12 protein-coding genes are annotated in these 13054 nt (G+C 40.5%); 7 read left to right on the top strand and 5 right to left on the bottom strand.

Features of this window, described 5'->3' with window-relative positions:
• The first annotated feature begins 53 nt into the window (after positions 1-53).
• The 3 genes from HS960_RS08715 (at position 54) to HS960_RS08705 (ending at position 2499) form a co-directional block, all read left to right on the top strand.
• Positions 54-704, top strand: a complete 651-nt coding sequence (locus tag HS960_RS08715) for an HD domain-containing protein (protein WP_075992506.1) — start codon at positions 54-56, stop codon at positions 702-704.
• 322 nt (positions 705-1026) lie between these two features.
• A complete protein-coding gene (locus HS960_RS08710; RefSeq protein WP_182332156.1) occupies positions 1027-1830 on the top strand; it encodes a class D beta-lactamase in 804 nt (267 codons plus the stop codon).
• 51 nt (positions 1831-1881) lie between these two features.
• The gene (locus HS960_RS08705; protein ID WP_182332155.1) at positions 1882-2499 is read left to right on the top strand and encodes a class I SAM-dependent methyltransferase; all 618 of its coding nucleotides are present in this window, start codon (positions 1882-1884) and stop codon (positions 2497-2499) included.
• A gap of 72 nt (positions 2500-2571) precedes the next feature.
• Here HS960_RS08705 and HS960_RS08700 read toward each other — a convergent pair whose 3' ends face one another.
• Positions 2572-2913 (bottom strand): winged helix-turn-helix transcriptional regulator, encoded by a 342-nt coding sequence (locus tag HS960_RS08700; protein WP_182332154.1) that lies wholly within the window; start codon positions 2911-2913, stop codon positions 2572-2574.
• Between the two features lie 93 nt (positions 2914-3006).
• On the opposite strand from HS960_RS08700, the gene HS960_RS08695 reads away from it, so the two are divergent.
• A complete protein-coding gene (locus tag HS960_RS08695) occupies positions 3007-3642 on the top strand; it encodes a peroxiredoxin-like family protein (RefSeq protein WP_182332152.1) in 636 nt (211 codons plus the stop codon).
• Positions 3639-4442: a DNA alkylation repair protein gene (locus HS960_RS08690; protein WP_182332150.1), complete on the top strand. Its 804-nt coding sequence runs from the start codon at positions 3639-3641 to the stop codon at positions 4440-4442. Before HS960_RS08695 ends, HS960_RS08690 begins: the two co-directional genes overlap by 4 nt.
• A 215-nt stretch (positions 4443-4657) precedes the next feature.
• Here HS960_RS08690 and HS960_RS08685 read toward each other — a convergent pair whose 3' ends face one another.
• The 3 genes from HS960_RS08685 to HS960_RS08675 form a co-directional block, all read right to left on the bottom strand.
• Positions 4658-5809: an efflux RND transporter periplasmic adaptor subunit gene (locus HS960_RS08685; protein ID WP_182332148.1), complete on the bottom strand. Its 1152-nt coding sequence runs from the start codon at positions 5807-5809 to the stop codon at positions 4658-4660.
• Entirely contained in the window at positions 5802-10199 is a 4398-nt protein-coding gene (locus tag HS960_RS08680; protein ID WP_182332146.1) for a CusA/CzcA family heavy metal efflux RND transporter, read from the bottom strand. The genes HS960_RS08685 and HS960_RS08680 overlap by 8 nt, the downstream gene beginning before the upstream one ends.
• A gap of 107 nt (positions 10200-10306) precedes the next feature.
• Positions 10307-10684, bottom strand: coding sequence for a hypothetical protein (locus HS960_RS08675; RefSeq protein WP_153845926.1), 378 nt, complete (start codon positions 10682-10684; stop codon positions 10307-10309).
• 609 nt (positions 10685-11293) lie between these two features.
• Here HS960_RS08675 and HS960_RS08670 point away from each other — a divergent pair.
• Positions 11294-11767 carry a hypothetical protein gene (locus HS960_RS08670; protein WP_182332144.1) on the top strand — a complete coding sequence of 158 codons (474 nt, stop codon included), beginning with the start codon at positions 11294-11296 and terminating at the stop codon, positions 11765-11767.
• 12 nt (positions 11768-11779) lie between these two features.
• Here the strand turns inward: HS960_RS08670 and HS960_RS08665 are convergent, their stop codons facing one another.
• A complete protein-coding gene (locus HS960_RS08665) occupies positions 11780-12313 on the bottom strand; it encodes an O-acetyl-ADP-ribose deacetylase (RefSeq protein ID WP_182332142.1) in 534 nt (177 codons plus the stop codon).
• Positions 12314-12599: 286 nt separating this feature from the next.
• On the opposite strand from HS960_RS08665, the gene HS960_RS08660 reads away from it, so the two are divergent.
• A complete protein-coding gene (locus HS960_RS08660) occupies positions 12600-12992 on the top strand; it encodes a DoxX family protein (RefSeq protein ID WP_159726846.1) in 393 nt (130 codons plus the stop codon).
• The last annotated feature ends 62 nt before the right edge of the window (positions 12993-13054 follow it).

The following is a 13054-nucleotide window of genomic DNA, read 5'->3' as shown; positions in this document are numbered from 1 at the left end:
CTATTCCTATGGGGCTGTTGCCATCATAACTTTGTCCTAAATATCTTAAAGTTATGGCAGTAAATCATCTAAAAAAAGTGGCCGGCATTGTTATTCCGGACAGTAAAATCGCAACGCAAGCGACAGCATTACTATTGGAACATGGTACTGAATTTATCTACAACCATTCGTTGCGTGTCTTCCTATTTTCATCTTTGAATGCAAAACGCAAAAATTTGGTCTACGACAGTGAATTGTTGTATGTAGCTTCCGTATTTCATGATTTGGGCTTAGTATCGCATTACAGCAGTGCAGATCTTCGTTTTGAAGTGGATGGCGCTAACGCCGCCCGAGACTTTCTAAAAAGCCATGGTGTAGAGTCGACGAAATTACAGCTCGTATGGGATACCATAGCACTCCATACAAGCATAGGAATTGCCGAACATAAAGAAAATGAAGTTGCCCTGATGTACTCGGGCGTTGGGCTTGATGTGATGGGTGAGGGCTATGCGCATTTAAGTGCCAAAAATAGAGAAGAGATTGTTCAAGCCTTTCCTAGGGATAATTTTAAAAAGAAAATTATTCCGACTTTTTTTGAAGGTTTTGAGCATAAGACAGAAACCACATTTGGCAATATAAAGGCAGATGTGTGCGCTTTTATGATCCCTAATTTTGAGCGAAAGAACTTTTGCGATTGTATTCTTCATTCGCCTTGGTCTGAATAGTAAGTCTAAGTCCGAGGACTGAATAACAGGTTCGGATCACATAGCTTTCGGGGCTATCTTGCTTTAGCAATAGTCCCGATCTATTTTCTCCTATTCAATACTATTGCAATAATCGATGACTGACTTCTAAACGAGCTAAAGCACATCTTGTATGTATATCATTTATTGGATATTTGAAATTCGTTAAATTTATGTCTTAACTTTATAAAGACTCTAGTATAGTTTTCAAGTTTCAATTTGTATAATGGCTTTTTAATGGTATCAACGTATGGTTTTAAATAGTATTTATCGGATGGTTTTCAAATCGATTTTGTTTATAACAATGACGGTGATTTCGTTTGACTTGTTGGCCCAAGCTCGAAATCCTGAGAAGAAGATCATTAGATCTGACTTTCAAAAATATTTTGATGAGTGTCATGTTAAGGGTGCTGTTGCACTTTATGACAATAACAAAAGAGCTTGGATTTTGTCCGATACATCGGACACACAAGTTGCAACATTACCTGCGTCAACTTTTAAGATTATAAATATGTTGATTGCCTTGGAAACGAAGACGATAAAAGATGAAAATAGCATTGTTCAATGGCCCGGATCAACAGATACCTTAAAATATGGCTACCGACCAGATATTTATAAAAATATCAGTGTAAAAGAAGCATTTACGGTGTCTGCAGGTTGGGCATTTATCGAGTTAGCAAAGAAAATTGATCGTTCTGTCTATCGGAAGTATCTTAAAGCTTGTAACTACGGGAATGTGGACCTTTCCGAATCAGGTCCCGACTTCTGGAATTTTGGTCCAATGGGCATCTCACCAATTAATCAGGTTGAATTTTTAAAAAAGCTTTATGATGGAAATTTACCTTTTTCAAAAAGAAATATGGATATTGTTAAAGGTGTCATGATTTCGGAACAAAACGCGGACTATACGGTTCGGTCTAAAACGGGCTGGACAATGGCCAATCAGATCAACACCGGATGGTGGATAGGCTATGTTGAACAAAAGGAAAATGTTTATTTCTTTGCAACGCGACTTATTCAGGACCGGAAGTTCAACAGCCCTGATTTCTCGAGCTGCCGCAAGGCGATTACACGGAAAATTTTTAAGGATCTAAAGATTTTGCCCTAAAACCAAGGTTGATCGTTATCAGTCAATAAATTTTATCAGGACAATAGACAGATGGAAAATTTCAATCGAAAAAAGCATTGGGAAGAGATATACGAAAATAAGCCGCTGGAATCAGTTAGCTGGTATCGGCCTACCCCAGAAGTATCACTACATTTTATAAATCAATCTAGTCTTCCAAAAATGGCTAAAATTATTGATATAGGTGGTGGTGACAGTTTCCTGGTTGATTTCTTATTAAAAGCAGGATTTGAAGATATTACTGTATTGGATATTTCCAGCGCTGCCATTGAAAGAGCGCAGAAGCGATTAGGGGATCAAGCGACTAAAGTCAAATGGATTGTTTCGGATATCTTGGACTTCGTTCCCGATACACCATATGATTTTTGGCATGATAGGGCCACATTTCATTTTTTGACTGCTCGCCAGGAGATTGAACGCTACATCGAAATCGCAGACCAAGCAATTGCAGTGGGAGGTATTTTGGTTGTTGGAACCTTTTCTGAACAGGGACCAACGAAATGCAGTGGCATTACCATTAAACAATATTCAGCACAATCGATAAGCGATTTGTTCCAGACATATTTTAGGAAAATTGAATGTATAGATGTTGACCATATAACACCCTTCGACACGAAACAGCGTTTTGTGTTTTGCAGTTTTCGCAAATAGTTGTTATAGCAGGATCGAATACTTCTCTCGTAAATTGAGCATCGCTGTGTCGATCGAATCTGTCCGTTTGTGCTAACTTTTATTGGAATTTTCCAATAAGAGTTCTCCCCAAGCATTCAATTTCCAGAGTACTTCTACTAAACTTTCCCCTAAGGGGGTCAATGAATACTCCACTCTTGGAGGAAGTTCATGGAAAGATTGTTTGGTTAGAATGCCATCATTGACCATTTCACCCAATTGTTGGTTTAGCACTCGTCTATCAACTTTTGCAATACCACGAAGCATTTCACTTGGGCGTTTTTCCCCTTCATTGATACGCCATACAATCGGAATTTTCCATTTCCCACTAATCGCATTGACGGCAAATTCCAATGGACATATTTTTTGTTTTATTGCTTTCTCTGTTATACGCATAAAATTGACTTTTTTGTCCCATAGGGATAATAAAATGCGGTATTGTGATTGTGCATTTACTTTTAAAACTTTGCAGAAATAACATACAGCATCATGAAAAATTTAGAATACGAAATTGCTAAATTAAATGCGAATTTAGCAACTCTTCCTCTCGAAATAAAGGAAATATTTGGCAGATCGATTCAGGATCTACAGTCTGGGGATCTAACCGAAAAGAGCCTGCAGATAGGGGACAAGTTCCTTGATTTTAGTTTGGTGAATTCGAAGCGTGAAGAAATTGAGCTGGGAAAACTTCTGAACAAAGGAAAAGTCATTGTGGCCTTTTTCCGCGGTAGCTGGTGTCCCTACTGTAATCTCGAGTTAAGAGCTTTACAACAGAATTTGACTCATTTTACTGCTGTTGAAGCCACTCTTCTTGCAATTTCGCCACAAGTGCCTAAATTTAGCGAAGCACTTCTGAAGGACAACAATTTGGATTTCGAGTTGTTGTTTGACGAAGATAATACTTTGGCAATCAGTGTTGGCATCTCATTTGAACTTCAGGATTATGCCATTTCAAGCTATGATCGCTTGGGAATCAATTTGTCCGCCTACAATGGTAATGACAGCAACAGACTGCCGGTCCCTGCTGTGTTTGTGATCGATCCTGATTATACGATATCTTATCGATTTATGGATGTCAACTATATGAATAGGCTTAATATCGAAGAGTTAATAGCACAGCTATGAGTAAAATACAACGTAAAGGAGCAAGACGGATAGCGGATATTTCGATAGATTGCCTGGCCAGTCTGAACCGCGGAGAAATTGAAACTGCAAATCTTATGGAGTGGCTCGCTGTTGACCAACGGTTTTTACTCGAGCATATCCTTCAGCAAAATGGGCGCATTCATTACTTGAAACCAATCTTGGTGCTGCTTGATCAGTTACAGAAACCGACGGTAAATTCCATCAATGAAACGATCGGGCGGGCGCTGCTCGATTTGATCACACAATATCGTGATAATACTTTCCTGACAATACTATCCGATCATGCTGCAGATCTCGTGCGTTGCTGGGCAACCTACACGGTCGGAGATGATAAGCAGCTTGAAATTGAGAAATTACTGTTGTCAATGCGTCCTTTTGCCGCAGATCGGCATTTTGGGGTGCGAGAAATCAGCTGGATGGCGATACGTAATAGGATAGCTTTGGACTTGGAAAGGAGTATTGCCGGTCTGAGTCTATGGACGATTGAGAAGGATGAAAATTTGAGACGTTTTGCTTCGGAGGCAACCCGACCGAGAGGCGTATGGTGTAAGCACATCGATCGCTTGAAGCAGGAGCCAAGTCTAGCCTTGTCTATTTTAGAACCGCTAAAATCTGACCCTTCAAAATATGTTCAGGATAGTGTTGGAAATTGGCTGAATGACGCAAGCAAAAGCCAACCCGGTTTTGTTAGGGCACTTTGTAATCGCTGGGAACAGGAAAGCGATACCAAGGAAACGCAATACATCATTCGAAAAACACTTCGAACTATCCTGAAATAAATATGTCCGGTAGTTATCGAACAAAAAATGATGATCGCCCGCTTGAGCGACATTTGACCTCAGTTTAGGGCAATAAATCTGAGTTTGCGTACTTTAACTAAAGCAGTTTAGATGGGTGATCGGCTTATTCGAAATTAAAAGCCGCCATTCATTGTTCTTAAAAGGACCATAAATGGCGGCTATCACTTGAAATGATTTATTCGATACGTATGATTTTACTCTTCCTTATTCTGTGCTTTCATTAGTAACGCGAAAGCATTTTTTAGTGCTAATTGTGTGTTCGGTTGAATGTTATCGGCCTGAATCTGCTGTTTTCCGTTCTCTTGGATACCTAATTTTACTTCATTCATTTGAAATGAACCAGCGCTATGTTGCACAAATACAAAATATTTATTTTGCCAACGTACGATAGCCTCTTCGGGTACAACCATTGCCTTGGTATTATTGATATGAAGATCGGCATTCATGAACATCCCAGGGGTCAAAATAGCATCGGATTTTTGAAAACGGCATAACACTTCGGCCATTCTGTTTTCATCAAAAGTGCGGTTGACAAGAAAGACCGTTGCCGGAATTTTTCGAGAGACTTCCGTATTGGTATACGTAGAAACGGTATTTCCTATCTTGACTTTAGCTAGATCTTTTTCGAACAGCTGTAGGGAAAGATACATGTCTGATGGATTAACAATCTCAAATAGGATATCTGTGGGAGCGGTGTATTTCCCAACACTGACATTCACTTTGGTGATAAAACCATTCGTTGGAGACAATATAGGTACTTCTTTTTTTATACCTGTCGTCGTCAGTTTCTTCGGATCGATTCCGATAAGACGCAGTTTTTCCGCCAATGAGTGAATTAGTATACGTTCACGGTCCATATCTGCTTTTGCCTGCTGGAACACCTTGTCGCTGCTTGCCTTGCTTTGATTGAGCTCGTATTGTCTTTTATATTCTATTTCGGCGAGCACATAATTTGTCTGTGCAGTCAAATAGTCCTGTTGGAGCTGGATAAACTGCATATCTTCGATAGTCGCCAATACCTGACCTTTTCGCACTGGTTTTCCAGGGAGCATAGTCGTCGATTTAATATAGCCACCAATGGGAAAACTTAGGCTCACAGTGCTTTCCGGCGCAACAGCGACATCGCCCTGTAATGTAATTTTGCCACTGACATTTTCGATTGTAGGGGGTCCGATGACAATACCTGCTGCTGCAATCTGTTTGGGTTCAAGTTGAACACTTTGCGCTACAGGTGTAGAATCTGCCACGGGCGCTGGCTTGTTAATTTCTGTGTTTTCTCCTTGAGCACAGGCAACGAAGGAAAAAAGGATCAAACTGTATACTGTGTTTTTTAACGATTTATTCATTGTATAACTTACTTAATTGGATGGCTGCTTGATTGTAACTGTTTAATGTATTGATGTATTCGCTTTGTATGCCAATGGCTTGGTTGACAAGAATGACCCATTGTAGGTAGTCTATTTCGCCATTAACGAATTGTTTGTCGGCTGTTACAAAAATTGTATCTGCATGCTTTAATCCACGATCTTCATAATATTTTAGTACTTCTTTAAACTTCTCAACCTGCTCGATGGCATTGTTTGATTCTGTCTTCAATTTACTTTTTACGTATTCAAGTTCTTTCAACTGACCTTTCCATGCGAGTTTTGCCGCGTTTATTCGATTGGACTGCGCTCCAAAAAATAGGGGTACACCGATGCCGGCGCTGAAGTAGCTCAAACGGTCGGACGAACGGTACAATACCTCCTGACCACGGAAGGTTTGTACCCCCTGCAACGTTTGACTATTATATCCTATTGTAATTTCAGGAAGCAATTTTGAACGCTCCAGTTGCCATAGAGCATGTGCTGTCTGTGTCTGAAGTTGCGCAATCTTATAGGCCGGAAGTGCTTCAGCCTGACTGGATAAGTCCGGGTGAATCGACATAACTTCTTGATATTTAATTGTGTCGGAGGCCGGGATGTAACGAATGCTGTCCTGCAATAAGAAATTGAATCTGTTCAGGATGATGTTCATATCTTTTTGAAGCAGCTTTAATTGATTATTGATTTCTTGACGCTGTGTTTGGGCTGCGGTTTGCTCCAGGATATTTGCTGCGCCAACTTCAAAGCGTTTGCTTGTCTTTGCTTCAAAAATACGATACAGACTATCTGCGCGTAACAAGAGCTCCTTTCGTTTGCCCATTGCCAGATAATCGAAATACAGACTCTTAACGGCGGTTCGAATCTCCAGGAGATTAAACTTGGTAGATTCACGCGCCAAAGAGAGCTCGTTTTGTAAGACTGCTGTCTGTTTTTTATAAACAGCAGGAAAACTAACCGTTTGGCTGATACCGATGCGATTATCGGTATACGCACTATTCACATGACCGTAATCGCCTGAAATAGCTAATTTAGAAGGGTCGAATCCGGTTTTGGCCAATTTTTCCTTAGCTTGTTCATTGATCCTGAGCTGTTGGATACGCGGACTATTATGCTCTGCCCGCTGTATGGCCTGCGCTAAAGATATATGCTGTGTGCTGTTGATCGTTTGTGCCGAAATCTGAGCGTCCTGAAAAAAGGAACAAGACAATAGAACCAAAAGGACTATTTTGGTTACAGCCGAATTTGGTTTGCTAAGGGCTTTGTTTTTTTTATTAAACAACAGATATAATGCGGGCAAAACAAAGAGGGTTAGGAATGTTGCTGAGATTAAACCGCCAATAACAACCGTTGCCAGTGGACGTTGTACTTCAGCACCTGCACCATTGCTCAATGCCATTGGTAAAAATCCCAAGGACGCTACGGCGGCGGTCATCAGTACCGGTCGGAGACGATTGCGAGTGCCCACCATAATCAGTTCCTGCATGTCGGTAATAATTCCTTCCTTTTTTATACGGTTAAACTCCGAGATCAAGACAATGCCATTTAAAACGGCAACACCAAATAGGGCAATGAAACCAATGCCTGCCGAGATACTAAAGGGCATCCCCCGAAGTGCCAGGGCAAAAACACCTCCGATCGCCGACAGGGGAATTGCAGTGTAGATCAAGGCGCCATCTTTTAACGACGAAAATGCAAAGTAAAGCATACCAAAGATTAAAAGCAGGGCAATGGGCACAGCAATGCTCAAGCGGGCCTTGGCCTGTTGCAGATTTTCAAATGTACCACCATAAGTCAATGTGTAGCCTGTATCCATTTTAAGCTGCGCAGCAACCTTTTGCTGCAGTTCCTCCACGATGCTTTGCACATCACGCCCCCTGACATTGAAGCCCACGATAATACGGCGCCGCGCATTTTCCCGCTGGATCTGATTAGGGCCCTCTACTTCATCAATATGTGCAATCTGGCTAAGTGGAATCTGTATCCCTTTGGCGGTCGTTACTTGTAGATTCCTGACATCTTCAATATTACGGCGACCTTCATTACCTACGCGCACAACAAGATCGAAGCTTTTTTCACCTTCATAAATCTTGCCTGCGGAAGCTCCTGCAAAAGCCGAATTAACAGTACGATTGATGGAAGCGATATCGAGACCATATTTTGCTATCTCATCCCGGTTGTAGTCTATGACAATCTGGGGCATTCCTGTGACTGATTCGATGTACCAGTCTGCAGTTCCTTTTACTGTCTTTGCAATATCGCCCAATTGCTGCGCATAGTTTGCCAGTTTATCGAGATCTTCTCCATAAATCTTGCACACGACATCTTGTTTTGCTCCAGTCATTAATTCATTAAAACGCATTTGTACAGGAAATTGAAAGCCTGTCGTTATCCCAGGCATAACTTCCTGTGCTGTTGCCGACATTTTACCTGCCAACTCCACAAATGATTTAGCATTTTTCCATTCCGACTTTGGTTTTAAGACAATGATCATATCACCACCTTCAATAGGCATTGGATCTGTTGGTATTTCTGCGCTTCCGATCCGCGACACGATTTTTTCAACTTCAGGATAACGATTTTTTAAGGCTTCTGAAACCCGATCAATTGCATTTATCGTTGTCGAGAGATTGGTACCAACGAGCAGCCTTGTCTCTACAGCAAAGTCACCTTCCTCCAGTTGGGGTATAAATTCACCCCCCATTTTTGAAAATACAACGATTGAAATAGCGAAAAGTGCAATTGTGATGGCAACGAGTATTTTACGGATAGCAAGTGCACCAGTGAGTGCATTTTGATAACCCCGTTCGAGACGGGTCATAATCCGATCCGAAATATTGGGTTTATGATTGAGCTTCTTGCTCACCACCAGTGAGCTTATCATTGGGACATAAGTCAAAGATAGAATGAAAGCGCCTAAAATAGCGAATGCTACCGTTTGAGCCATCGGTTTAAACATTTTCCCTTCGATTCCAGTAAGCGAAAGAATAGGCAAGTAGACAATCAAGATAATAATTTGTCCAAAAACTGCGGCATTCATCATTCTGGAGGCTGAAGAAGTCACTTCCTGGTCCATTTCCTGTTGGGATAAACTGTCGATGCCCTTATATTTTTTTGAAAAATGAATATGGTGTAAGATGGCTTCAACAATGATAACAGCACCATCAACAATTAAACCAAAGTCCAGTGCTCCTAAGCTCATTAGGTTGCCGCTGACGCCAAATGTGTTCATCATGCTGATGGCAAAGAGTAGGGATAGCGGGATGACCGAAGCAACAATTAAACCTGCCCTCAGATTACCTAGGAACAGCACAAGAACCAGTATGACAATGAGAGCTCCTTCCAAGAGATTGTGTTCTACGGTTCCAATGGCGTTGTTTACCATTTTCGTGCGGTCGAGGAAGGGCTCGATAAGGACTCCTTTGGGAAGTGTTTTCTGAATTTGATCGACTTTATCTTTGACGATTTTGATCACATCCGAAGAGTTTCCACCTTTGAGCATCATGACAATACCACCGCAGACCTCGCCTTGTCCTGCCATAGTTAGTGCGCCATAACGGATCGCTGAGCCCAACCTGACTTCGGCAACGTGATGGATGAGGATCGGTACGCCACCATTATCTTTGACCACAATTTTATTGATGTCGGCTATGGATTTTGTCAAGCCAACACTTCGGATATATAATACTGCGGGGCCTTTTTCGATATAGGCTCCGCCTGTATTCTGGTTGTTGTTTTCGAGTGCCGTAAAGATGTCGCTGATGCTGATATTCAAGGCTTTCAGCTTGGATGGGTTTACTGCAACCTCATATTGTTTGAGTTCTCCACCAAATGTAGCAACATCTGCAACTCCGGGAGTTCCGAGAAGTTGACGGCGTACGGTCCAGTCCTGAATGGTGCGCAAGTCTGCTAGCGAATAGGTCTGTTCATAACCTTTTTGAGGTTTGAGGACATATTGGTAGATTTCACCAAGTCCTGTAGTGACGGGAGCGAGTGTAGGAGCACTTGCATTTTCGTTTATTTCAATTTGTGCGAGACGCTCTGTGACTTGCTGTCTCGCCCAGTAGATATCGGTGCCATCTTCAAATACGATGGTTATTAACGATAGACCGAACCGCGACATACTTCGGCTTTCCTTGATTTCGGGAACATTGCTGACAGCCAATTCCACGGGAAAGGTGATAAGGCGCTCAACGTCTTCGGCTCCAAGGGAGGGCGCGGTTGTGATAACTTGAACTTGATTGTTCGTAATATCTGGTACGGCATCGATAGGCAACTTGGTCAATTGGTAGATGCCATAGCCGACCCATACCAATATAAAAAGACCAATTGCCAGTTTGTTTCGAACTGAGAATTGTATTATTCTATTAAGCATTTTAGTAAAATCTAAATTATAAGAAATCGTGCAAACCTTATTTTGGGACAAAAAAAGATCTGCAACTTGAAAAATCAGGTTGTTTTAACATGCTGATTTAATATAAATTAGACTTGAGGCGGACGGAATAATGCGGAAATATACGATCGGGAATAATTATTCGGTTTAGGCAAACCAAAAGCACTATCCACTGCGACTTGATGCGGTCTAACATAATGAATCTTATGGTTGGACACAAAGACAAATGAAAATGCTGTTAGATCGTATTTTTTGAAGGGTAGTTTCATGTCTTCCTGCTCATCGTTGTCAGGAAGATCCTGGCCCCAATAATGCATGGAAAGAAATTCCACAAAGGTTATGGGCGGACCTATCTCATTATGGATTGTAAAATGCTGATACAGCTTGGGCAGTTTCGCCAGCTGGGACAGCATCGTTGATTCTCCAATGACCAAAAATAGAAATATGTAAAGAAAAAATCTTTTCACCCCTGTAAAAATACAGTTGTTCAATCAATTTCGCAACAAAACTATAACTTATTATGCAGATCGATCGGGCAGGGGAAGCTTTCTTTGAAACGATGCCATAACGAGCCGATTTCAGACGGCCAAGTATTAATCCAAGTATTAATCTATGTGAGCCAATCGGGTACTGTTTTACTGTTTTGTGCGTTTTTGTGGCTTTGTTGCAATCGTTTGTGCGTTATAGTATTTAAATGACCGTCGAACAATATTCAAGCTGTGTTTGGGTATTGTTCAATATGACGTAATGGGGAGACAGCTTCATGATTGCTTCTTGCAAAAAAAAGGTTACCCAGATATTGGATAACCAATGTTTTAAACATATACTGGTAGGGTGTTTATTTTTTTAAATATCGTGAATTCTAATGACTTATAAAGAAATTTTAAAAAGATGGCCATATCTGTTTGTTTACTTCCTTTTTGTTCTGACTAATTTGTATCTTAATAAACTGTATAGCCATCCGCAATCTCATGTTTTAAGGCCTTAAATTGGGGTATTAACTTGTTGGTCATATTGGCTTCGAAACTTTGTCAAAGGAATATTGCTGCAGTTTAAAAATAAGGAGAAAATACGAAATGAAAAAAATTATCGTCATTGCTGTCTACTGTGTTGTATTGTTTATGTCGTGTAACAATAGGGATGAAGATAGGGGAAATGATGAGGTTGCTGAAGTATCTCAAAACGGAATAGCCTCGGTCGTAAAATCATATTTTCTCTATCATGAAATAAGAAATGTAGACTATGCTATCTATATCAATGACGTATTGGCAGGACAATCGCATGAAAATGATGGTATTCCGGGCCCCTATAAGCTGAATCAGTATATAACTTCATCAGGAAAGCAAATTGTGAAAATGATCATATCTGCCAACAGTCGAGAAAGAGAGATCACTCCAGAAATATTGGGAGAAATCAGTAAGAACACGGGTATATATTTGCTTTTAAATAAAGATTTTGAGAATATTAAGGAGCTCAAAAAACTGCAATTTCCAAACATCGAAAAGTCTGTTCCTTCCTATGAATGTATATGGGAATTTGAAACGGATTAGGATAATTTTCCCCTAGGCTTGCATTACTAGTTGATTGACCAGCCGGAAGTTATCATCGTCAAAACATACTATTTTGACTTGCGTAAGTGTTGTATCCGCCATCAGAAACTGCGTAATGACGCGGATGGATATTTGAGCAGCTAGTTCTTTCGGGAATCTGTAAATCCCTGTACTGATATTGGGAAAGGCTATCGAACGGCAACCATTTTCTGCAGCTAATCTGAGTGCATTATAATAGCAGCTTTCTAATTTTTCAATTTCGTGATTTTTCCCTCCATTCCACACAGGGCCAACTGTATGAATTACATATTTAGCGGCTAGTTTGCCTGCAGTTGTGATTACGGCTTCACCTACTTTGCAGCCTCCTTGTTTAGCCAGAATGTTACGGCAACCTTCCAGAATTTCCGGTCCGCCGGCGCGATGAATAGCCCCATCAACACCTCCACCTCCAAGTAACGATGTGTTGGCAGCATTTACAATAACATCGACTGTAATTTTTGTTATATCGCCCTTTACTACGGTTATTTTATCGGTATTATGTGACATAAGATTAATCTTAATTCAAAGATATGAAAAATAAAATAGCAGGTCTAACCAGAGTATTAGGGGGATAGTTATTGAAGTTAATGTCTCAGATAAAAAAAAATGAAATAAAATATTGTGTAGTTAAATAGCTACGCTTATATTTATAGTCAAATAACTACATAATAAGGAGCGGCCGGTAAAAGACCCAGCTTATTTTAGGAAATAAGAATAAGACCAAGTGTTGAAGATAAGAGAGGTGACTATTAACGTGAAGTAATTAACAGTATAATAAGTAAATCATAGCATTATGAAAAGAAATAGGATAATTTATTGGATAGCAACCGTATGGTTGGCTGTAGGATTATTGTCAACTGCTATCATACAGATTTTTAAAATTCAAACGGAAGGAGCAGGTGGGATACAAAATATGACTCATTTGGGATATCCTAGTTATATACTTCCTTTACTTGGGATCTGGAAGCTTTTAGCCGTGGTTGCCTTGCTTTGGCCCAAAAGGCCTCTCTGGAAAGAATGGGCATATGCGGGTATTTTCTTTACAGCTACTGGTGCTTTGTATTCACATATTGCATCGGGAGATTCTTTCGCTTTAATGGCTCCGGCACTATTATATATTATTCTAATTGCTACTTCTTGGCATTTCAGACCAGTCGATAGAAAATTTGATTTGAAATCGTGTTGAAACCTATATTGAATTTAATGAGTTACCCGAAAATATGTACTGTATTACGGATCCATCAGGAA

Source organism: Sphingobacterium paramultivorum (genome assembly GCF_014109745.1).
Lineage (GTDB): Bacteria > Bacteroidota > Bacteroidia > Sphingobacteriales > Sphingobacteriaceae > Sphingobacterium > Sphingobacterium paramultivorum.
The sequence above is the reverse complement of the archived record's forward strand: the minus strand, read 5'-3'. Positions and strand labels throughout refer to the sequence as shown.

Excerpts from the sequence above, each read along its gene's own strand:
- HS960_RS08660 (WP_159726846.1), top strand. The coding sequence starts at position 12,600 with ATGAAAAGAAATAGGATAATTTATTGGATAGCAACCGTATGGTTGGCT.
- HS960_RS08700 (WP_182332154.1), bottom strand. The coding sequence starts at position 2,913 with ATGCGTATAACAGAGAAAGCAATAAAACAAAAAATATGTCCATTGGAA.
- HS960_RS08695 (WP_182332152.1), top strand. The coding sequence starts at position 3,007 with ATGAAAAATTTAGAATACGAAATTGCTAAATTAAATGCGAATTTAGCA.
- HS960_RS08690 (WP_182332150.1), top strand. The coding sequence starts at position 3,639 with ATGAGTAAAATACAACGTAAAGGAGCAAGACGGATAGCGGATATTTCG.
- HS960_RS08715 (WP_075992506.1), top strand. The coding sequence starts at position 54 with ATGGCAGTAAATCATCTAAAAAAAGTGGCCGGCATTGTTATTCCGGAC.
- HS960_RS08705 (WP_182332155.1), top strand. The coding sequence starts at position 1,882 with ATGGAAAATTTCAATCGAAAAAAGCATTGGGAAGAGATATACGAAAAT.
- HS960_RS08665 (WP_182332142.1), bottom strand. The coding sequence starts at position 12,313 with ATGTCACATAATACCGATAAAATAACCGTAGTAAAGGGCGATATAACA.
- HS960_RS08670 (WP_182332144.1), top strand. The coding sequence starts at position 11,294 with ATGAAAAAAATTATCGTCATTGCTGTCTACTGTGTTGTATTGTTTATG.
- HS960_RS08680 (WP_182332146.1), bottom strand. The coding sequence starts at position 10,199 with ATGCTTAATAGAATAATACAATTCTCAGTTCGAAACAAACTGGCAATT.
- HS960_RS08710 (WP_182332156.1), top strand. The coding sequence starts at position 1,027 with ATGACGGTGATTTCGTTTGACTTGTTGGCCCAAGCTCGAAATCCTGAG.
- HS960_RS08685 (WP_182332148.1), bottom strand. The coding sequence starts at position 5,809 with ATGAATAAATCGTTAAAAAACACAGTATACAGTTTGATCCTTTTTTCC.